Genomic DNA, 18,881 nt, shown 5'->3' with positions numbered 1-18,881 from the left:
AGAAAGTCATAACCTAAATAATTAATTAATCGTGGATTTCTTGAACTTAATTTAATTGCTTCTATCGCCTGTTTTAGACAAAATTTACATAGAGATTCATCAGCGATTATATAGTTTAAAAGCCCTCTTGTTTCTAGGAAATTTTTGCACCATTTATCAATAACCCATACTTCAAAATTTGCTCCTTGTAAGTATATATTTGCTAAAGGTTCTAAATAATTTTTTAAGGTATTATTGAAAACAAAAAATCCTACTCTAGGCTCAAGCCCTTGTCTTTTATAAAAATTGATTAATTGTTTTGCTCGCAGAATAGCTGTCGTTGTTTTTCCACTACCTGCTCTCCCCGATAATAAAGTAGGTTGATTTGGATTTAGAAAAAAAATTTTGCGTTGTTCTGGTGTAGGGTTAACTTGTTTAAGAAACATACCTCATTATTTCACTAAGACTAATTTAATACAGATCAATTGCTAAGTAACTGTACTTTCTCTGAAACCAGTTATAAATTAACACTTTTTCGCAAAATTTGTAAAGTTTTGAAGATTATCCCCCAATTGTTGATGTAAGCGATCGCCCCAAAAAGGAATCACAGTTTGTCCCTGACAAAGTGCCTCTAAAGCTGCTTGCTGGTCAAACTCCACCAGTTGCAAAGGTTGTTCTGGCGATTTTGAAGGTAAAAACATCAACCGCTTCATCTTATCTTCAGTAACAGACTCCTCAAATAGCCAAGGCTCTCTTTTACGCAAAGTTTCCAAAGCTGCATGACACATTTCAAAGTTTAAACCAATTGAGAGCAAATGCTCCATTACTGACAGTGCCAACAAGTCAGCCTTAGAATAATAAACATTTCTTCCCTTACCACTGGCATTAACCGTAGGTACTATAACCCCCTTCTCCCGCCAATACTGTAACTGTCGGCGAGAGCAATGAGTAATTTCTGCTGCTTCGGTGCTTGTGTAGAATTTTCCTTCCATAAGAATCATCCTATAGAAGCTTTTTCTAAAACACATAATTTTTTAGAATAACATTATGTGTTTTTGTGATAATGTATTTTCATGAGTCAAATTACTGTTCAATGTCGCCTAATTGCCAGTGAATCTACCCGCCAACAACTCTGGACGTTGATGGCAGAATTAAACACGCCGCTAATTAACGAACTACTACAACAGCTTAGTAAACACCCAGACTTCGAGAAGTGGCGACAAAATGGCAAATTTCCATCTACCGTTGTTAGTCAACTTTGCCAACCTCTAAAAACCGATCCTCAGTTTGCCGGACAGCCAAGCCGTTGTTATTTATCCGCAATTCATGTTGTGGATTACATCTACAAATCGTGGTTGACAATTCAGAAACGGCTACAGCAGCAGCTAGATGGTAAGATTCGCTGGCTAGAAATGCTCAACAGCGATGCTGAATTAGTAGAAACCAGTGGTTACAGCTTGGAAGTAATTCGTACCAAAGCTGCTGAAATTTTAGCAACGACAACCCCAGAATCTGACACTAATGTTCCTTTAACTAAAAAAAGAAATACCAAAAAATCGAAAAAATCATCCGATTCTAACCCAGAGCGTAGTTTATCTCATAAATTATTTGATGCTTACCAAGAAACCGACGACATACTCGGCCGTAGTGCCATCAGCTATCTACTAAAAAATGGCTGCAAACTCAACGACAAAGAAGAAGACACCGAAAAATTTGCTAAACGCCGCCGTAAAGTTGAAATCCAGATTCAAAGGCTGACAGACAAGCTAACAAGTCGAATACCCAAAGGTCGAGATTTAACCAATAGTAAATGGTTGGAAATACTCTTCACCGCTACAACCACAGTTCCAGAAGACAATGCTGAAGCCAAACGCCGGCAGGATATTCTGTCAACCCGATCAAGTTCTCTTCCTTTTCCCCTAATTTTTGAAACCAATGAAGACCTTAAATGGTCAACAAACGAAAAAGGTAGGCTGTGTGTTCGCTTTAATGGCTTAACCGATTTAACTTTTGAAGTGTATTGTGATAGTCGTCAACTGCACTGGTTTAAACGCTTCCTAGAAGATCAACAAACTAAACGCAAAAGCAAAAATCAGCATTCTAGTGGCTTATTCACCCTCAGAAATGGTCGTTTAGCTTGGCAAGAAGGTGAGGGTAAAGGCGAAACTTGGCAAATTCACCGATTGACCCTTTCTTGCTGTGTTGACAATCGCCTGTGGACTGCTGAAGGCACAGAACAGGTTCGCCAAGAGAAAGCAGAGGACATTACCAAATTCATCACCAAGATGAAAGAGAAGAGTGATTTAAGCGATACCCAGCAAGCCTTTATTCAGCGTAAGCAATCAACACTGACTCGCATAAATAATTCCTTTGATCGTCCCTGTAAACCTCTGTATCAAGGACAATCCCACATTTTAGTTGGAGTCAGCATGGGATTAGAAAAACCTGCCACAATAGCCGTAGTGGATGCCAGTGCAAACAAAGTTTTGACTTACCGCAGTATTAAACAGCTACTTGGTGAAAATTACGAACTATTGAATCGCCAAAGACGACAACAGCGATCTTCATCCCACGAACGCCACAAAGCACAGAAAAGTTTTTCTCCCAATCAGTTTGGTACATCTGATTTAGGACAGTATATAGACAGATTATTAGCAAAAGAAATAGTTGCGATCGCCCAAACCTACAAAGCTGGCAGCATTGTCTTACCCAAATTAGGCGATATGCGGGAGAATATTCAGAGCGAAATTCAAGCCATAGCCGAAGCAAAATGTCCAGGTTCAGTTGAAATCCAGCAAAAATATGCCAAACAGTATCGAATAAACGTCCATCAATGGAGTTATGGCAGATTAATTCAAAGCATTCAAAGTAAAGCTGCTCAGGTAGGAATTGTCATCGAAGAGGGTACACAACCTGTTCGTGGTAGTCCCCAGGACAAAGCCAAAGAATTAGCTCTCTCTACTTATAATCTCCGCCTAGTCAAACAAAGTTGACAAATATCCGAACCTTGACAATAAAATAGATTTAATAGCGCCGCCGTTCATGCTGCTTGCAGCCTCTGAACAGTGTTAAATGAGGGTTAGTTTGACTGTAGCAATACAGTCTTGCTTTCTGACCCTGGTAGCTGCTCACCCTGATGCTGCTGTCTTAGGACAGGATAGGTGCGCTCCCAGCAATAAGGGCGCGGATGTACCGCTGTAGTGGCTACCGAATCACCTCCGATCAAGGGGGAACCCTCCTCAATTCTTCATTTGAAGAACTAAAATCAAGGCAAAATTTCTCAGAGATCCGCGCAAGTCCCAAAATGCTTGTTCTGTCGAAATCTCATCGTTTTTTCATCCTGATATGATTTTTGTAAATGAGGCTCAAACAGCAAATTGGGAGACATCCGCGCTAACGACACCTGGAAACCTTGCCCTACAATACTTTGAAACTTGGTGGGTAACAACAACCCTCCTAGTACAGGGTGGGTTGAAAGCCATCGCGCCAAGCAATTGCTAGACCACAGAATTGAGAATGGTAACAACAACCCTCCTAGTACAGGGTGGGTTGAAAGTCATGAATTTAGATATGCCAGTGGATCAAGTTTGGTAACAACAACCCTCCTAGTACAGGGTGGGTTGAAAGCTTATTCAGTTAATACTTTTCAAGCTTGGCAGTTTAAGTAACAACAACCCTCCTAGTACAGGGTGGGTTGAAAGATTGCTAATTATGGATTTTCAGATGTAGCTGAAATGTAACAACAACCCTCCTAGTACAGAGTGGGTTGAAAGTAGCGAAAGCACATTCAACAATGGTTATATTGAAAAAGCTTGAAATTGAGATTATTTTTGGGTTTAGTAACTATTAAAAAATTTAGGGGGGTTGAAAGCAAGTCCTTTTATCCGCTTGTTCTATAATGATGACAAGGATAATTGTTTTTATGACATTAATTTGTCACTACCATCAAAACGACAACAAATAGTCACAGCGACACTAATTTGTCACCGATGACATATAATTAGTCACTGTACATCGCTGCACAACATCACTATTAACTCAACTATCTGTTTAAAAGTGCGGATAAAAGGACTTGAACCTTCACTCCTTTCGGAACTAGAACCTAAATCTAGCGCGTCTGCCAATTTCGCCATATCCGCATTTATAACTTATGTTAGCACAACAAATTATTTATGGCAATAGGCAAAAGAGTCAAAATTTCAGTCCCAATTTTAAATTAGGGTATGGGGTATTGGTGATATTTTCCCATGTCCCTAATAATCTAGATCACAGCTACACGAGGTAGACGATGTTTGAAACCACAGAGAATTTCCCAAGAAATGGTATTGAGGCAGTTTGCCCAATCATCAGCGGATATTTGTTCTTTTCCCTGTTGTCCTAGCAAAGTGACTATTTCCCCTTCTTGCAAATCGGGAATGGAACTCACATCTAACATGATTTGATCCATTGTAATTGCGCCAATTTGCGGTATGCGCTGCCCACGAATTAACACCTGCATTTGGTTAGAAAGACTACGGGGAACTCCGTCGGCATAACCAATACCAACTACAGCCAGACGCATTTCTTTAGAAGCAATAAAATGATGTCCATAACTAACTCCAGTCCCTGCGGCTATGGTTTTAACTTGGGTAACTCTGGCTTTGAGTTGTAAAACCGGTTGCAGTTTGATTTGATTTTGTAAATGAGTGGCAGGATAAAGACCATAAATAGCTAAACCCACCCGCACCATGTCATAGTGCAGTTCTGGATTTGTCAAGGTAGCGGCGGAATTTGCTAAATGCAAGCTGGGAATTTTTATCCCTTTAGCTTTGATGTGTGCAGTTGCTTCTGCAAATCTTCTATGCTGTTCTGTCATCACTGTGGCATCAAGACTATCGGCAGTTGCTAGATGAGAATAGATACTGGCAATATCTAAATGGGGTAATCCTTGTACTAACTGGACAAAATCTGCGGCTTGTTGCCAACTAGTGCCTAATCTAGACATTCCTGTATCTAATTTAATATGTACGGATAAAGAGGAATTATGGTTAATAGTTTCTAAGGTGTTAGAAAATTCTAAAGCTTGTTTAGGGCTACATAGTGTGGGCTGAAGTTGCCAATGAGCGATCGCCTGAATTTGTTCTGGTGTGTTGGTTGCCCCTAAAATCAGAATTGGGGCTTTAATACCATCTTCTCGTAATTGAATACCTTCGGGAACTGTTGCCACACCTAACCAACTAGCACCCGCCTCCAAAGCAGTCCTCGCAACTGTTACCGCCCCATGTCCATAGGCATCAGCTTTGACAACTGCCATTAATTGGGTACATGGTGATAAAAACTTGACCAACTGCTTGACGTTATGAGACAAAGCCCCTAAATCAACTTCTACCCAAGCCCGCTGAGAAAACCAAGCATAAGCATCACATTCCTGATTGTCGGCAAAAATCGGGGTTTGCTTGCGACTTAACATTACACTTTACTCCTATCACACCACCGAAAAGCTGCTCACATCCCCTAGTACCGTAGGGCGTTCGTCAAGAGCCAAAAGTTAAAAGTCAAAACGAAGACAGTATAGGCTTTTGAACGATTTAGAATGGTTGGGTTATTTACGCCGCAGTGTACTAGAAGCCATATCACTTTAATCAGGAAGTTTAACTTTGATCCGGCGATTTATACAAGATAGTAGTATGAGCAATAATTAGTGTATCCGCACACTCAAAAATCTTTTGATTATTAGAAAATAGTTCTTCCTTATCAAGTCTACGATAACAGATATAAAATCAAATGTCAACCCCTAAATACTCCTTTATGGCGATTTTTTTGGCAAATTCAGATCCCCGACTTCTTCAAGAAGTCGGGGATCTTTCTTAGTTCAGGACAAAAGTATAAATTATTCTCATATCCCCAGCGGGGTGTATTTGTGTTAATATATGTAAAACTAATACCTTGAGCGCAGATTCATGAGGAAGGTTTTAGTCCTGAACGCCTCTTACGAACCGCTCAACATCACCAGTTGGCGACGTGCCACCGTGTTGTTGATTAAAGGCAAGGCTGAACGCTTAGAATACAACGGTAAATTCCTTTACTCGGATTTTCCGATGCCAACCGTAATTCGGTTGCGTCATTATGTCCGTGTTCCTTATATGGAAATTCCGCTGACTCGGAGAAATATCTTGCATCGTGATAGCCATACTTGTCAATACTGTGGTCACACAGGAGACGGCTTAACTCTCGATCATGTCATGCCAAGATCACGAGGGGGTGAAGATACTTGGGAAAATATTGTCACGGCTTGTGTCCGCTGCAATATCAAAAAAGGCTGTCGTACACCGCAAGAAGCGCGAATGCCCTTGCGTCATTTACCCCGTCAACCTTACAGTAGTCTCTACTTTGAGGTGACAAAGCATCTTAAAAGTGGAATGCACCAGGAGTGGCAAAAGTATGTCATAGGTCTTTGACATCCCACATAATTAACTACAAAAACTCAGGACAAAATTCACCTGTAGATATATCTGATTGACCAAATTGGGTCAATGATAGTGACTACAAGCAGGTGTTTCACTTGGTTTTGTCCAGCACTTACTACAGCTTGTGGCAAGTTTCCACTAAGCTGATGTTTTCATGACCCTAGTATCCGATTACCTCAATTTCCAGAGGTGGCGCGTTATCTTCTAAAAAAACGATATATAGATAGATTTTGTTCTTAACTGATAATTTGTTACAATTATGAGTAGATGATTTGCCACCAGGAAATTGAGATATCAATTTAGACACAAAAAATCAATAATAGCACAAGTCAAATAAATATTCAAGATAATTATCAAATTTTTTCATAAAAATCTGCATATTTGTTTAGACAAAGTCACAAATTATGAAGTTGTATATAATACAAGAGGTACAGCATACTTGACTTTCAATATTTTTGTAGCACTTTAGTTGGATGCAATAGATCCTCATCTCATGCTATTGACAGAAATAAACCGCTTTACACAGTGCCAAAAGAATTAATTTTAGATTTTGCCAAGTTTCATGTAGCTTTATCAGCGCACTACTGCTTGGATTGTATCTGAATGGATAAACCTATCTTCCCCGCTTAGAAATACAGTTAGTTACTTATGTACGTGAATTATCCACCTTCTCAACTTGAGAGTTTATCGTTGACCACAGATCCCCATCCAGAGGAATTAGAAATAGAGAAAGAGGTAATTGAACTTCCACCGTTAAACCGGACTTCCTTACCATCCTCTAATGGTGATGGAGGTATCTATTTAGTCCAGCGTGGCAATTCTCTAGCATCTCAAAAATCAGAGGAGTTACAGAAGACGCTGCTTGCACATCGTCATGAACGTCAGCTGGTGATTTTACAGGATTTTCCTGATCCTGATGCTCTTTCTTGTGCTTGGTCTTACCAATTAATTGCCCAACAGTATGATATCAAGTGTGATATTGTTTACGCGGGAACTTTAAGTCATCAGGAAAATATTGCTTTAGTTAAGCTCACTAATTTACCTGCTCAACGTTGGACAATACAAACTTTAAAAAATAAAAATTTGTCATGCTATCAAGGGTTTGTGTTAATTGACAACCAGGGAACTACGTCTCAATTATTACCAGCCATCCAACAAGCTGGAATTCCCCTGATAGTGCTGGTGGATCATCATAGTTTACAAGGAGAACTCAAGTCAGAATTTGTTGATGTTCGTCCTTATGTGCGAGCTACAGCGACAATTTTTACTCAATACTTACAAGCAGGATTATTAACTTTAGATAATAGCATTAGCCAGCACGTTAAATGTGCTACAGCTTTAATGCACGGGTTACGCTCAGATACAAATCGGTTGATGCAGGCACAGGAAGAAGATTTTATGGCTGCTGGGTATTTGAGCAGGTTTTATGATGCTCAGTTACTAAATGCTATTTTGCAAGCAAATCGTTCTAAGCGGGTAATGGATGTGATCGAGCGATCGCTTAAAAACCGCATCGTTCAAAATAACTTTTCTATAGCTGGTGTTGGTTATTTGCGCTATGATGACCGGGATGCAATTCCCCAAGCGGCTGATTTTCTCGTTACTGAGGAAAATGTGCATACAGCAGTAGTTTATGGAATTGTTCATGATGAAGATGACGAATTAGAAGTAGTGATAGGATCTCTGAGAACCACCAAACTGACGTTAGATCCTGATGAATTTATTAAAGAAGCCTTTGGACAAGATAGTGCTGGGCGATTTTTTGGTGGTGGGAGGACGGGTGCTGGAGGCTTTGAAATTCCGATGGGTTTCTTATCTGGTGGTAATGAAAATTCAGCTTATGCCAAAATCAAATGGGAAGTTTTCGACGCACAAATTAAACAGAAACTATTGAAATTGGTAAATCCTAGAGATAATCCAATTCAGTCTTAAGTAGGTGAACACAATAAAACCAAACTGTGTAAAGAAACGTAAAATCGCCCAAACCCTCTTCACTCTTGCCTCTTGCCTTTTGCCTTGCCATAACGACAATTTTCAACGCCAACCTACTTAAAACAAATTCAAAGACTTGATTAATTTAGGATTTAGCAATGCTGATTGGTGTCAACTTAAGCTACAGATAGCTTATTTGTTTGGCTGACAGACCCGCCTGGAAATTCAGTTCCAGGCTAATATCAAAGAACAGTTGAAACAAGGAGCTATTAAAAGAGCATAACGTGATTTAGGATTAGTTAAAGAGTGGTTTAATTTGGAAGAAGAAGCGTGTTAAGTAAGGGAAAAATTATCTATCCCCAGGGTGGTGAAATCTACTTGGTTAATTTTGATCCAACTATAGGTTCCCCAAATCAAAAAAAACACGACCAGCTTTAATTTTGCAGAATGACGTTTCTAATCAATATAGTCCGATAACTTTCATAATGTGATTTCGCTGAATCTTCTTTTCAAGATTTTTCTATCATATCAATAATCAATCTTAGAAGTCGGGGATGTAAATCAGGTGAGGTGAATGTTTACAGGTATATCCGTCATGGTTCTGTTGTCTTCTCTTATTTACATGATAGTTGGTGATGGTTGGGTGAGATGATGGAACAGATACAGGGTTTTTGGGTTGTAATTTAGCGTTATTAATGGTGGGTTTTGTTGGTTTTACTTGTGTTAACCCAATCTACAAACTACTACTTTTTAATTCCTTTAATGAATGCTATTCTCGCATCAATAATCGAAGGTATTAAAACACAACTCACCAATAAATCTATATCGAAATCTGGCAATAATTCACTTTGATTAATTTGCTCATAATTATCATTTTTGAGATGATATAGAGATAATTGATTATTTTCCCAAAACCAAACTTCGGTAATATTAAATCTTTTGTATTTTTCTAGTTTATCAAAACTGCCACTGGTAATATTAACCTCAACTGCTAAATCTGGATTTGCTTTTTTTTCTCCGATATAATAAGATTCGTCAGGTTCAAAGGAAGCGCTTTTTTCTTTTGCACGACGAGTAGCACTACCCACTGGGATAAAGTTTATCCCTTTTTGAAAGAGATATGCTTCTATCAAAATAGCGATAATTTTTTTGATATTTTCGTGTTGTTCACCAAGTGTCATAAATTCGATGTACCCATCAAGATAAGTTATCCGCAAATTTCCTGCGTCTGCGGTTAAGGTTTCTATTATTTCAAATTCCTTCCAGGTGTAATAACCAGGTAGAAGAAATCGCTGTTCGGAAATTGCGGTAGTTTTGTCTAGTATTTGGATAGTCATAGTAATTTTATGGTTATGACTTTATCTTGATTATAACTCATGGTCAAAGATCCCCGACTTTTTTTCAAAATTTTTCTATCATATCCATAATTAATCTTAAGTAGGTTGGCGTTGAAAATTGTCGTTATAGCATGGTAATGGGTAATTGGTAATAGGTAATTGGTAATAAAAGCTCTGGTTTCATCCTGTTCATCCTTTAATCCTGGATATCCTGATTCTGACAATTTACCTAACTAGCAACTTACATTATTTACATGATAGTTGGTGATAGTTGGGTGAGATGATGTGAACAGATACAAGGTTTTTTGGTTGTAATAAGTGCGTTATTAATGGTGGGTATTGTTGGGTTTCTCTGCGTCAACCCAACCTACGAACTACTACTTTTTAATACTTTTCATAAATGCTGTTTTTGCATCAATAATAGAAGGCATTAAAACACAACTCGCCAATAAATCTATATCTAAATCTGGCAATAATTCACTTTGATTAATTTGCTCATAATTATCGTTTTTAAGATGATATAAATACAATTGATTATTTTCCCAAAACCAGACTTCAGTAATATTAAACCGCTTGTATTTTTCTAATTTATCAAAACTGCCACTGGTAATGTTAATTTCAATTGCTAAATCTGGATTTTCTTTTTTTTCTCCGATGTAATAAGATTCGTCAGGTTCAAAGGAAGCATTCTTTTCTTTTGCGCGACGAGTAGCACTACCTACTGGAATCAGATTTATACCTATTTCACAGGAATATAATTCTAGTAAAAAACCAAGAATGGTTTTAATCATTTCATGTTGTTCACTAAGCGTCATAAATTCGATGCACCCATCAAGATAAGTTATCCGCAAACCTGCTGCGTGTGCGGTTAAGGTTTCTATTTTTTCAAATTCCTCCCAGGTGTAATGGCCAGGTAGAAGAAATTGCTGTTCGGAAATTGTGGTGGTTTTGTCTAAGGTTTGGATAGTCATAGTAATTTTATGGTTATGACTTTAATCCTGATTATAACTCATGGTCAGGTGATAGTTATCAGGTGAGGTGAATGTTTTTATGTGTATCTGTGATGGTTCTATTGTCTTCTCTTATTTACATGATAGCTAGTGATGGTTGGGTGAGATGATGTGAACAGATACAGGGTTTTTGGGTTGTGAATTAGGGTTATTAATAGTGGGTTATGTTGTTGTTCATCCACCTTAAATAACTTTTTTAGGCTGAAATCAAGTTTTCTAATTTTATCTCGGAAATTCGGCTATAATGACGAGTGTTGTTAGTTGCTAAAATATGGTTTCTAGTTATTGCAACACTAGCAATTAATAAATCAAAATCTGCTACTTTTTGAGAATTGTAAGCGCCAAGATACAATTCAGCAACGGTGATGTTGCAAATAGAAATTTGCTCCCATCCTATTTGTTGAATTTTATCTCTGACGGAATTAATGTTTTTAATCCAGTAAATGCAGGTATCAGTATCTAATAAATAATTCATAAGCTAATATCGTAATTAGAAATAGTCCGACTATCATAAATCTCTTTGACTATTTCTGCTGCTGTGCGTTCATCTTCCCAAGCACCATGTTTTTCTAGAAATGTATCTAGTGGATGTGGTTTTGGTTTTTGAGTAGATGAAAAAGTTATCTCATTTTCTATGTGTTGATTTTCTGGTTTTGGATAACGTTTTTTAAGTAATTGAATAAAATCTAGTAGTAAGATTTGCGCCTCTTCTGTTAAGGTATCAATATCTTTAGATATTTCTGCAATTTTTATTACCATGATTAACTCCTCAATTGAGTAAAATTTTTCAGTATGATCCTATTATAAACTACGCACCAAAGATCCCCGACTTCTTTTCAAGATTTTTCTATCATATAGCGATCCGATTTGATTCGTGAATTTTCCGTTGAGTTAGGGAACAGGGAACAGGGAACGGGGAACAGGGAAGAAGGATTTCAGTGTGTACCGAGTTTTGTTCAAAAATCAAATAGGAGTCCTATATCAATTCAATAATCAATTTTAGAAGTCAGGGATATGAATTAATCAAAAATGATTAGTTGTTATTTAAACTCAGATACCGACGCAAAATATTTTGAGCTTGTTCTAATAATTCTGCTTCTAATTCTCCTAATTGTTGAGTTAAACGAATTTTGTCAAAAGTCATGGGTTCAATGCATATCAAAAGACTATCTACAGAAAGTCCATTTAGCGCTGATGTAGGTACTTCGACTACCGCAGGTGAAATACGAGGATTATTAGGTTTTGCGGAAGTAAAAGGTAAAACTGTGACTTTGCTGCGTTGGTTATTAAACAAAGTCCCAGAAATTATCAGTGCTGGACGAGTTTTTTGAATTTCTGTACCTACGGATGGGTCAAATGTTACTATCCAGATGCTTCCCATTCGGTAATCGCTATGTTTTGCCATTCACTTTCCCAACCTAATTCTAATTCATCAACCAAAGCGCAAGCTGCGGCTAGTGCTTCATTTTGTTGTTTTTCTTGCCATTGTTTCAAGAGATTTTCAATCAACGCACTACGGTTTTCAACTTTTTGGTCAATGTAATTTAGTAGTTCATCTGGCAATGAAATTGAGATCTTAGCCATATCCTACCTACAGTCATACTATAAGTAGTATAGCCTAATTTGATATTTTTAGTCTAGTAGTTTGTGAATCTAGGATTTGATTTATTTCGGGTGATAATTCTCAGGTGATGTTAATGTTTCGGTGGTGTATCTGTGATGGCTCTATTGTCTTTTCTTATTTACATGATATTTGATGATGCTTGGGTGAGATGATGTGAGCAGATATAGGGGTTTTTATAGACTAATCCACCATCATTTGATATAATGTAGAATAATCATCACATCATGATAAAAACTATGTCACAAACTGGATTAAATCTATTCATTCCGATGGAGTTATTGATTAACTCTTTAAACACGCTAAGTTTATCAGAAAAACAGCAACTTTGGCGGATTCTTGATAAAGCTATTGCTGATGCTGAAGAGGAAAATTGGCGAGAAGATGAAGAAATTAAAAAAGAAATTCAATTAGTTCGTGATGAATATGCAAATGGAAATTACAGTCAATTTAGTAATATCAAAGAACAGTTGAAACAAGGAGCTATTAAAAGAGCAGAACGTGATTTAGGATTAGCTGAAGAGTGCTTTAATTTGGAAGAAGAAGCGTGTTAAGCAAAGGAAAAATTATCTATCCCCAGCGTGGTGAAATCTACTTGGTTAATTTTGATCCAACTATAGGTTCAGAAATCAAAAAAACACGACCAGCTTTAATTTTACAAAATGACGTTTCTAATCAATATTACTAATAAAGATTCTATGGATGGTTATGGTGCATGATTACAGGGTTATTAATGGTGGGTTATGTTGTATGCCAGGGGAAACGCATCTAATTTTTTTGACAAAATGTAACTTATATGAATAGAGAATGAGGGTAGCATTATTGGCTTAATATCAAGTTAATACGTAAATATAAAGAAAATTTGATGGTAAATTTGTTTCGATAAGAATCAATAAAATGAGTTGAAGTGATATTCTATGCTTGAAAACAAGGAGAGAAAATCTAGAAATGAAGTTACCACCAAAAATCACAATCGCAGATCACTTTAAAGATTTAGAGATTTCTTGATGATTTCCTCAGCTAAAGAACGACTTACTGAATTATTTGTTACTAAATTTATGATTTTTTCTCGTTCTTGTATGTATGAGTTTTGTTGTTCCATAAATACCTCACTTGATTTTTACTTGTGTATAGCTTTAAGGTTTCGTGCATAAGCTTTTTGTCCGTTACCACCCTTAAAATAAACCATCCCTTTGTTAGTAATTGAAGAAATAATTAATATTTTCTCAGGGTTATTAATATGAAATACTTTACTTCCATGTTTTAATTTTAAATTTTCTGTTTCGATAGTGTTAAGATTGAGGATAGTCATGGTGGATTCGATCACTGCATCTACAACAAACCGGTTTTCATAAGATACATCAATGCCGAACTGAGATAAAAAATTAATTTGTTTTTCTGTAGGAAACCGGTCATCAAAATTATCAAAAACTAAATCAATATAATTTTGTATAACAATATAAGCTACTTCTTTTGGATAATTTTGAATGTCAATCCCTAAATATTTGGCAAATTCTACCTCTTTATTATCTACACGTGGAATTTTATTAAAGTAGTCAGAACGTAGAAATTCAGCTACACTATCAGATATCTCAAATTTTTTTACAATCATCTATTTGTACCATTTGTAAATCACACAATTACCTCTAGCCTCAATTTCAACGTTGTTAGTGTTAAAATTCTGTTTAACATTGTTAACAAATTCTTGAGCAGTCTAGTTAAACTTCTGAGTAACCCTGGTGCTAATTCTTTATGATTGGGAACTGATAAAATGGGTTTTGATTCGTGCCACAGTATGATATGACTTCCGGTTTGACTAGTTGTTCGAGGATTTGATTTACAGCAGTTTCCGATAGCGAAGCGCTCCGTAGGAATCAAACCCGGTACAAAAATAAATCGCATAACGAAGTCTAGCACTGGGTTTAACCCTTTCCATCTGTAGCACATTTGATGACAATTTGCTGTAGTTTAGGTGATGAGGTGAATATTTACACGATAGCTTCGCTATCGCCCCATTAATCCCTTGTAATGCTTGAGTGAGATAATGTAAACATATACAGGGTTTTTATAGACTAATCTACCATCATTTGATATAATGTAAAATAGTGATCGCATCATGATAAAAGCCATGTCACAAACTGGATTAAATCTATTTATTCCGATGGAGTTACTGATTAAATCTTTAAATGCGCTAACTTTATCAGAAAAACAGCAACTTTGGATGATTCTTGATGAAGCTATTGCTGATGCTGAAGAGGAAAATTGGCGAGAAGATGAAGAGACTAAAAGAGAAATTCAATTAGTCCGTGATGAATATGCAAATGGGGAATATATGACTTTTCAACAGTATCTAAATCAGAAAAAATAGATACTATGACTTACGAAATTATTATCACTAAATCTATTCAAAAACAATTAGATAATCTTCCTAATAATATACAAGAGCGTGTGTATGAAAAAATTGCCCAACTTGCGGAAGAACCTCGTCCTGATGGGGTTGTCAAGTTGAAAGGATATGATAATGAATATCGTATTAGAATAGGAGATTATCGTTTGGTTTATGAAATTCGAGATGAGCAATTAATTGTTTTACTCGTTCAATGTAAGCATCGTCGTGATGTTTATAAAAAGTAGTACCTATTTTCTTCGCTAGTTGTTCGAGGATTTGATTTTGTTTGGGTAATAATTCTCAAGTGAGGTGAATATTTACGCTATCGCCCTAAACATCCCTAATAATGGTTGAGTGAGATAATGTAAACAGATACAGGGTAAGGTTTTCAGGTGCGAACTGCTTGCAGCAGCGCTTCGCTATCGCTCCACTAATCCCTAATAATGGTTGAGTGAGATAATGTAAACAGATACAGGGTAGGGTTTTCGGGCGGCGATTTAGTGTTATTAATGATGGGTTTTGTTGGATTTATTTGCATCAACCCAACCTAATTACTCATATTTCTAAGTCCTCATCTAATATTGTTTCAATGTCTCTTGCACCATGAATAACTCGCAAAATATCAATTTCTGATTCAGTGATACGATAAAAAATCAGATATTTTCTAAATCCTTTAATTGATTGTTGTCGAATATCTGCTAAATTGGGATGGGGAAAATCTGTCAATTTCCCTGTAGCTGGAGTTTTAGCTAATTGTTTAAATGTTGTTTCTGCTGCTATTAAAAAGCGGTCGGAAACGTCTAAACTGTCTTCTGCTATGTAAGTGGCTAAATCTATCAAGTCGCGGATAACTTGAGGTCTTTTTTTAATTGCAAACATCATGGCTAAATTGCACTTTGACGTTTGTTAGTTTTTTCACGAACTGCTTGACGAATATCTTCCCAATCTTGTGCAGTCATTTCTGTTGCATTTCCTGAGTTTAATCCTTCTAAGAGCATTGTTTGTAGTCGTTCATTTGCTCTCTGTTTTTGGTCTTGTCGCACTAATTCCCGAAAATATTCACTAACGCTGCTGTAACCACCTTGCGCTACCTGTTCTTCTATATAATCGCGCATGGTGTCAGGTAAGGAAATATTCATACTTTTCATAATGTGACTTCGCTGAATTTTCTTTTCTATAGTATGGCAGGTTTTGTCATTTTCTGCCATGACTGCGATCTGCTTGCAGCAGCGCTTCGCTATCGCTCTAGTAATCCCTAGTAATGGTTGGGTGAGATAATGTGAACAGATACAGGGTTTTTAATGGTGGCTTATATTGTTGATAACCCACCCTACAGTAATTAAAAAGATATGAAATCAAACAAATGGATTGATAATTCTTACTTTATTCTCTATTAATTAATTATGCTGCATATCTTCTGAGTAAATCATGGAACATTCACTTAATAAAGCTGTAGCTATAATCAAACTATCCCAATAAGAGTAGTTATATTTTGCATTGATTTCTAATGCTTGTATAACTTCTGTTGTGTTAATTGCTTGAACAGGAAAAGTATTCACTATATCTGATATGATTGTAATTGCATCTGTTTTTGATGTGAATTTTTTTCTAGTTAAAACATGAAATAATTCTCCTAAAACCTGAGTGCTAACTAACAGCGATGAAGAATGATTTTTGATGATTTCTGCAACTTTCTGGGATTTTTCTGGCGGATTTTTAGCATAGAGATAAATCCAGAGATTACTATCGAGAAAAATTTTATCTATCATAAATTTCTTCTCGATTAAATTTGTAGTCTGGGGGAAGTGGGAAGGAGTAGTTATTAACTCGCGCTAAGAATTGCTGTATTTTCGATTCTTGAAAATCTATTGGTTGTGTAGATTCGCCGGGTTCGAGAATCATGATTTGTATGGTTTTACCTTCTAATTCGGAACTTAGTTTTTCATTCAAAATAAGTTCACCATTGGTACAGGTTGCTTGGATAATTTGCAGCATTATGAATAACCTTAAATCCTATATAAAATTTTTCGGTATGATCTTATTATAAACTACGCACCGATAATTCTCAGGTGAGGTGAATATTTACGCGATCGCCCCATTAATCCCTAGTAATGCTTGAGTGAGACAATGTAAACAGATACAGGGTAAGCTTTTCTGGTGCGAACTGCTTGCAGCAGCGCTTCGCTATCGCCCCATTAATCCCCAGTGATGGTTAAGTGAGATAATGTAAACAGATACAGGATTTTTGGGCTGCGGATCGCTCTATTAATTGCTAGTAATGGTTGGGTGAGATGATGTGAACAGATACAGGGTTTTTGGGTTGTAATTTAGGATTATTAATTATAGGTATTGTTGGGTTTTGTCAACCCAACTTACTAACTTTTATTTTCATGAAACTAGTTCATCAATTTTTGCTGTTTCGTGATTTTTCTGATTTTGATAAAATTCTTCAAGCAATGTGAAAAATCTATCTACTGCGCTTTTTTCATCGGCTGAATGGAATAGAAGAATACTTGACCATAATTGACCTGTTTCTACATTAAATTTGTGTCTTATCCACTGCAAAAAAGTTTGAAATTCTGTTTCTTCTGCTGTTAAGGGAATACCAATTTCTCGACGGGCAAAATAGTATCCATCTAAAAATGCTTGAAGGCTAAAAATAGAATTTTTACCTATATACATTGCAGGTCTTTTTTTGATCTTTTGCAGTAAGTTGTAGAGATTATCCATGTTTAACTCACTAAATTTCTAGGTTAAAAGTAAGTTTCTGTGATTTGAAACTCTAATCCTACATCTAATATAGGTGAATAGAGATTCTGTATCCAGTTTAATCGGGCAATGCCTTGATGGTGAATATTGTCAAAAACAAGTTCTACGTTATTTATCTCTATTATAACACCTTCATGATGACCTGTGCTGGCAATCAATTCTCCAATACTATCATCATAAATTCTGCCATAAATTGGATCTTGAGAATTTGTATTTATTTTAATATGCTTACCATGAATACTTTGTCTGATTAAAAATTCTTTGATTGCTCTAGCGCAGGGAATACAATCAAATATTCCGTAACTACTGGCAATTGCTATAATTTGTTGATAGATGATATCCTCTTTATTCAAAATTACTCCCGTTGTCAAATTTTAATATTTCTACCCTGATTACTATTGATTGATAGTTAAGGGAGTATTAAGTTATTTTTTACATTTTAAACTAGAAGAAGCACAAAATAGGATTTGAGTAAGGATTCAGGTGGTGAGGTGAATATTTACACGATCACAGCGAACTGCTTGCAGCAGCGCTAGTTCCCTCCGGGACGCTCCGCGAACGCTATCGCTCTAGTAATCCCTAGTCATAGTTGAGTGAGATAATGTGAACAGATACAGGGTTTTTATAGACTAATTCGCCATCATTTGATATAATGTAGAACGACAATCACATTATGACAAGAACCATGTCACAAACTGGATTAAATCTATTCATTCCGATGGAGTTATTGATTAACTCTTTAAATGCGCTAAGTTTATCAGAAAAACGAAAGATTTCACAACTTCTTAATGAAGCGATCGCTGATGCTGAAGAGGAAAATTGGCAAGAAGATGAAGAAACTAAAAAAGAAATTCAATTAGTCCGTGATGAATATGCGAATGGTAGTTATAGTAAATTTAGTAATATCAAAGAACAGTTAAAACAAGGAGCTATTAAAAGAGCAGAACGTGATTTAGGATTAGTTGAAGAGTGGTTTAATTTGGAAGAGGAAGCGTGTTAAGTAAGGGAAAAATAATCTATCCCCAGCGTGGTGAAATCTACTTGGTTAATTTTGATCCAACTATCGGTTCAGAAATCAGAAAAACACGACCAGCTTTAATTTTACAAAATGACGTTTCTAATCAATATAGTCCTATAACTATTGTTGCTGCTCTTACTTCTCAGTTTACAGAACCTTTGTATCCTACTGAAGTGCTAATTAAAGTACCAGAAGGAGGTTTACAGGTTGATTCTGTTGCGCTTCTTAATCAAATTCGTTCTATTGATAAACAAAGATTAATTAAACGGTTGGGTGTTCTGGAATCAGTCACAATGGAACAGGTAGATAGAGCAATTCAGATTAGTTTGGGTTTAGTGAATTTAATATAAATGAATATTTCCAGGTGTATCTGTGATGGG

Annotated in this window: 26 protein-coding genes, 1 tRNA gene and 1 CRISPR repeat array; of the genes, 9 read left to right on the top strand and 18 right to left on the bottom strand. The window is 36.5% G+C overall.

Annotated features, from left to right (window positions below; genetic code table 11):
* Together FJR37_RS20840 and FJR37_RS20835 are read right to left on the bottom strand one after the other, a co-directional pair.
* Window positions 1-425, bottom strand: a 425-nt coding sequence (locus FJR37_RS20840) for a hypothetical protein (protein WP_217355352.1), incomplete at its 3' end; no start/stop codon positions are given.
* A gap of 78 nt (window positions 426-503) precedes the next feature.
* On the bottom strand, window positions 504-971 hold the full coding sequence (locus FJR37_RS20835; protein ID WP_168467018.1) for a MerR family transcriptional regulator: 468 nt from the start codon (window positions 969-971) through the stop codon (window positions 504-506).
* Window positions 972-1,052: 81 nt separating this feature from the next.
* Here FJR37_RS20835 and cas12k point away from each other — a divergent pair, with 81 nt between their 5' ends.
* Entirely contained in the window at window positions 1,053-2,972 is a 1,920-nt protein-coding gene (gene cas12k, locus FJR37_RS20830) for a type V CRISPR-associated protein Cas12k (RefSeq protein ID WP_168467017.1), read from the top strand.
* 448 nt (window positions 2,973-3,420) lie between these two features.
* A CRISPR array of direct repeats spans window positions 3,421-3,752; the repeat unit is 37 nt; unit sequence GTAACAACAACCCTCCTAGTACAGGGTGGGTTGAAAG.
* Window positions 3,753-4,036: 284 nt separating this feature from the next.
* Here the strand turns inward: cas12k and FJR37_RS20825 are convergent.
* Both FJR37_RS20825 and alr read right to left on the bottom strand, forming a co-directional pair.
* Window positions 4,037-4,118, bottom strand: a tRNA-Leu gene (locus FJR37_RS20825).
* Between the two features lie 122 nt (window positions 4,119-4,240).
* Entirely contained in the window at window positions 4,241-5,428 is a 1,188-nt protein-coding gene (gene alr / locus FJR37_RS20820) for an alanine racemase (RefSeq protein WP_039203470.1), read from the bottom strand.
* Window positions 5,429-5,918: 490 nt separating this feature from the next.
* On the opposite strand from alr, the gene FJR37_RS20815 reads away from it, so the two are divergent.
* The gene (locus FJR37_RS20815; RefSeq protein WP_039203468.1) at window positions 5,919-6,416 is read left to right on the top strand and encodes an HNH endonuclease; all 498 of its coding nucleotides are present in this window, start codon (window positions 5,919-5,921) and stop codon (window positions 6,414-6,416) included.
* A gap of 657 nt (window positions 6,417-7,073) precedes the next feature.
* Window positions 7,074-8,357, top strand: a complete 1,284-nt coding sequence (locus tag FJR37_RS20810; protein WP_168467016.1) for a bifunctional oligoribonuclease/PAP phosphatase NrnA — start codon at window positions 7,074-7,076, stop codon at window positions 8,355-8,357.
* Between the two features lie 743 nt (window positions 8,358-9,100).
* Here the strand turns inward: FJR37_RS20810 and FJR37_RS20800 are convergent.
* The 6 genes from FJR37_RS20800 to FJR37_RS20775 form a co-directional block, all read right to left on the bottom strand.
* Window positions 9,101-9,694 (bottom strand): Uma2 family endonuclease, encoded by a 594-nt coding sequence (locus FJR37_RS20800; protein WP_168467015.1) that lies wholly within the window; start codon window positions 9,692-9,694, stop codon window positions 9,101-9,103.
* Between the two features lie 377 nt (window positions 9,695-10,071).
* Window positions 10,072-10,665, bottom strand: a complete 594-nt coding sequence (locus FJR37_RS20795; protein ID WP_168467014.1) for a Uma2 family endonuclease — start codon at window positions 10,663-10,665, stop codon at window positions 10,072-10,074.
* 235 nt (window positions 10,666-10,900) lie between these two features.
* Complete coding sequence (locus tag FJR37_RS20790) at window positions 10,901-11,179, bottom strand: type II toxin-antitoxin system VapC family toxin (RefSeq protein ID WP_039203465.1); 279 nt, start codon at window positions 11,177-11,179, stop codon at window positions 10,901-10,903.
* Entirely contained in the window at window positions 11,176-11,463 is a 288-nt protein-coding gene (locus FJR37_RS20785; RefSeq protein WP_168467013.1) for a hypothetical protein, read from the bottom strand. The genes FJR37_RS20790 and FJR37_RS20785 overlap by 4 nt, the downstream gene beginning before the upstream one ends.
* Window positions 11,464-11,737: 274 nt before the next feature.
* Window positions 11,738-12,109 carry a type II toxin-antitoxin system PemK/MazF family toxin gene (locus tag FJR37_RS20780; protein ID WP_235335269.1) on the bottom strand — a complete coding sequence of 124 codons (372 nt, stop codon included), beginning with the start codon at window positions 12,107-12,109 and terminating at the stop codon, window positions 11,738-11,740.
* Entirely contained in the window at window positions 12,067-12,288 is a 222-nt protein-coding gene (locus FJR37_RS20775) for a ribbon-helix-helix domain-containing protein (protein WP_039203462.1), read from the bottom strand. Before FJR37_RS20775 ends, FJR37_RS20780 begins: the two co-directional genes overlap by 43 nt.
* Window positions 12,289-12,564: 276 nt before the next feature.
* Here FJR37_RS20775 and FJR37_RS20770 point away from each other — a divergent pair, with 276 nt between their 5' ends.
* Both FJR37_RS20770 and FJR37_RS26590 read left to right on the top strand, forming a co-directional pair.
* The gene (locus tag FJR37_RS20770) at window positions 12,565-12,879 is read left to right on the top strand and encodes a hypothetical protein (protein WP_235335267.1); all 315 of its coding nucleotides are present in this window, start codon (window positions 12,565-12,567) and stop codon (window positions 12,877-12,879) included.
* The gene (locus FJR37_RS26590; protein ID WP_081981509.1) at window positions 12,873-13,013 is read left to right on the top strand and encodes a type II toxin-antitoxin system PemK/MazF family toxin; all 141 of its coding nucleotides are present in this window, start codon (window positions 12,873-12,875) and stop codon (window positions 13,011-13,013) included. The genes FJR37_RS20770 and FJR37_RS26590 overlap by 7 nt, the downstream gene beginning before the upstream one ends.
* Before the next feature lie 432 nt (window positions 13,014-13,445).
* On the opposite strand, the gene FJR37_RS20760 is transcribed toward FJR37_RS26590, so the two are convergent.
* Together FJR37_RS20760 and FJR37_RS27130 are read right to left on the bottom strand one after the other, a co-directional pair.
* Window positions 13,446-13,937: a hypothetical protein gene (locus tag FJR37_RS20760; RefSeq protein WP_168467012.1), complete on the bottom strand. Its 492-nt coding sequence runs from the start codon at window positions 13,935-13,937 to the stop codon at window positions 13,446-13,448.
* 20 nt (window positions 13,938-13,957) lie between these two features.
* Window positions 13,958-14,227: a type II toxin-antitoxin system HicA family toxin gene (locus tag FJR37_RS27130; RefSeq protein ID WP_235335270.1), complete on the bottom strand. Its 270-nt coding sequence runs from the start codon at window positions 14,225-14,227 to the stop codon at window positions 13,958-13,960.
* 226 nt (window positions 14,228-14,453) lie between these two features.
* Here FJR37_RS27130 and FJR37_RS20750 point away from each other — a divergent pair, with 226 nt between their 5' ends.
* Window positions 14,454-14,693, top strand: coding sequence for a hypothetical protein (locus FJR37_RS20750; protein ID WP_039203484.1), 240 nt, complete (start codon window positions 14,454-14,456; stop codon window positions 14,691-14,693).
* A 5-nt stretch (window positions 14,694-14,698) separates the two neighbouring features.
* Entirely contained in the window at window positions 14,699-14,959 is a 261-nt protein-coding gene (locus FJR37_RS20745; protein ID WP_039203457.1) for a type II toxin-antitoxin system RelE/ParE family toxin, read from the top strand.
* 310 nt (window positions 14,960-15,269) lie between these two features.
* Here the strand turns inward: FJR37_RS20745 and FJR37_RS20740 are convergent, their stop codons facing one another.
* The 6 genes from FJR37_RS20740 to FJR37_RS20715 form a co-directional block, all read right to left on the bottom strand.
* Window positions 15,270-15,596 (bottom strand): type II toxin-antitoxin system RelE/ParE family toxin, encoded by a 327-nt coding sequence (locus FJR37_RS20740; RefSeq protein ID WP_052150004.1) that lies wholly within the window; start codon window positions 15,594-15,596, stop codon window positions 15,270-15,272.
* Window positions 15,597-15,598: 2 nt separating this feature from the next.
* Window positions 15,599-15,922, bottom strand: coding sequence for a type II toxin-antitoxin system ParD family antitoxin (locus FJR37_RS20735; RefSeq protein ID WP_371416152.1), 324 nt, complete (start codon window positions 15,920-15,922; stop codon window positions 15,599-15,601).
* 189 nt (window positions 15,923-16,111) lie between these two features.
* Window positions 16,112-16,483 (bottom strand): PIN domain-containing protein, encoded by a 372-nt coding sequence (locus FJR37_RS20730; protein ID WP_052150003.1) that lies wholly within the window; start codon window positions 16,481-16,483, stop codon window positions 16,112-16,114.
* On the bottom strand, window positions 16,473-16,709 hold the full coding sequence (locus FJR37_RS20725; protein WP_039203455.1) for a hypothetical protein: 237 nt from the start codon (window positions 16,707-16,709) through the stop codon (window positions 16,473-16,475). Before FJR37_RS20725 ends, FJR37_RS20730 begins: the two co-directional genes overlap by 11 nt.
* 393 nt (window positions 16,710-17,102) lie before the next feature.
* A complete protein-coding gene (locus FJR37_RS20720; RefSeq protein WP_168467011.1) occupies window positions 17,103-17,444 on the bottom strand; it encodes a hypothetical protein in 342 nt (113 codons plus the stop codon).
* A 23-nt stretch (window positions 17,445-17,467) separates the two neighbouring features.
* A complete protein-coding gene (locus tag FJR37_RS20715; protein ID WP_052150001.1) occupies window positions 17,468-17,854 on the bottom strand; it encodes a papain fold toxin domain-containing protein in 387 nt (128 codons plus the stop codon).
* A gap of 314 nt (window positions 17,855-18,168) precedes the next feature.
* Between FJR37_RS20715 and FJR37_RS20710 the strand changes: the two genes are divergently transcribed.
* Both FJR37_RS20710 and FJR37_RS20705 read left to right on the top strand, forming a co-directional pair.
* The gene (locus FJR37_RS20710) at window positions 18,169-18,483 is read left to right on the top strand and encodes a hypothetical protein (protein WP_228043780.1); all 315 of its coding nucleotides are present in this window, start codon (window positions 18,169-18,171) and stop codon (window positions 18,481-18,483) included.
* On the top strand, window positions 18,477-18,851 hold the full coding sequence (locus FJR37_RS20705; protein WP_039203453.1) for a type II toxin-antitoxin system PemK/MazF family toxin: 375 nt from the start codon (window positions 18,477-18,479) through the stop codon (window positions 18,849-18,851). Before FJR37_RS20710 ends, FJR37_RS20705 begins: the two co-directional genes overlap by 7 nt.
* The last annotated feature ends 30 nt before the right edge of the window (window positions 18,852-18,881 follow it).

The sequence above is a fragment of the Aphanizomenon sp. UHCC 0183 genome, assembly GCF_009712065.1.
Classification (GTDB): Bacteria; Cyanobacteriota; Cyanobacteriia; order Cyanobacteriales; family Nostocaceae; genus Dolichospermum; species Dolichospermum heterosporum.
Note: the sequence above shows the minus strand (reverse complement) of the source record. Positions and strands in the feature narration are given on the sequence as shown.

Coding starts and splice junctions, on each gene's coding strand:
- FJR37_RS20780 (WP_235335269.1), bottom strand. CDS start 12,109: ATGGCAAAACATAGCGATTACCGAATGGGAAGCATCTGGATAGTAACA.
- FJR37_RS20815 (WP_039203468.1), top strand. CDS start 5,919: ATGAGGAAGGTTTTAGTCCTGAACGCCTCTTACGAACCGCTCAACATC.
- FJR37_RS20790 (WP_039203465.1), bottom strand. CDS start 11,179: ATGAATTATTTATTAGATACTGATACCTGCATTTACTGGATTAAAAAC.
- FJR37_RS27130 (WP_235335270.1), bottom strand. CDS start 14,227: ATGCGATTTATTTTTGTACCGGGTTTGATTCCTACGGAGCGCTTCGCT.
- FJR37_RS20745 (WP_039203457.1), top strand. CDS start 14,699: ATGACTTACGAAATTATTATCACTAAATCTATTCAAAAACAATTAGAT.
- FJR37_RS20710 (WP_228043780.1), top strand. CDS start 18,169: ATGTCACAAACTGGATTAAATCTATTCATTCCGATGGAGTTATTGATT.
- FJR37_RS20760 (WP_168467012.1), bottom strand. CDS start 13,937: ATGATTGTAAAAAAATTTGAGATATCTGATAGTGTAGCTGAATTTCTA.
- FJR37_RS20750 (WP_039203484.1), top strand. CDS start 14,454: ATGTCACAAACTGGATTAAATCTATTTATTCCGATGGAGTTACTGATT.
- FJR37_RS20775 (WP_039203462.1), bottom strand. CDS start 12,288: ATGGCTAAGATCTCAATTTCATTGCCAGATGAACTACTAAATTACATT.
- cas12k (WP_168467017.1), top strand. CDS start 1,053: ATGAGTCAAATTACTGTTCAATGTCGCCTAATTGCCAGTGAATCTACC.
- FJR37_RS20835 (WP_168467018.1), bottom strand. CDS start 971: ATGGAAGGAAAATTCTACACAAGCACCGAAGCAGCAGAAATTACTCAT.
- FJR37_RS20795 (WP_168467014.1), bottom strand. CDS start 10,665: ATGACTATCCAAACCTTAGACAAAACCACCACAATTTCCGAACAGCAA.
- FJR37_RS20810 (WP_168467016.1), top strand. CDS start 7,074: ATGTACGTGAATTATCCACCTTCTCAACTTGAGAGTTTATCGTTGACC.
- alr (WP_039203470.1), bottom strand. CDS start 5,428: ATGTTAAGTCGCAAGCAAACCCCGATTTTTGCCGACAATCAGGAATGT.
- FJR37_RS20770 (WP_235335267.1), top strand. CDS start 12,565: ATGTCACAAACTGGATTAAATCTATTCATTCCGATGGAGTTATTGATT.
- FJR37_RS20735 (WP_371416152.1), bottom strand. CDS start 15,922: ATGGCAGAAAATGACAAAACCTGCCATACTATAGAAAAGAAAATTCAG.
- FJR37_RS20730 (WP_052150003.1), bottom strand. CDS start 16,483: ATGATAGATAAAATTTTTCTCGATAGTAATCTCTGGATTTATCTCTAT.
- FJR37_RS20785 (WP_168467013.1), bottom strand. CDS start 11,463: ATGGTAATAAAAATTGCAGAAATATCTAAAGATATTGATACCTTAACA.
- FJR37_RS20740 (WP_052150004.1), bottom strand. CDS start 15,596: ATGATGTTTGCAATTAAAAAAAGACCTCAAGTTATCCGCGACTTGATA.
- FJR37_RS20800 (WP_168467015.1), bottom strand. CDS start 9,694: ATGACTATCCAAATACTAGACAAAACTACCGCAATTTCCGAACAGCGA.
- FJR37_RS20725 (WP_039203455.1), bottom strand. CDS start 16,709: ATGCTGCAAATTATCCAAGCAACCTGTACCAATGGTGAACTTATTTTG.
- FJR37_RS20720 (WP_168467011.1), bottom strand. CDS start 17,444: ATGGATAATCTCTACAACTTACTGCAAAAGATCAAAAAAAGACCTGCA.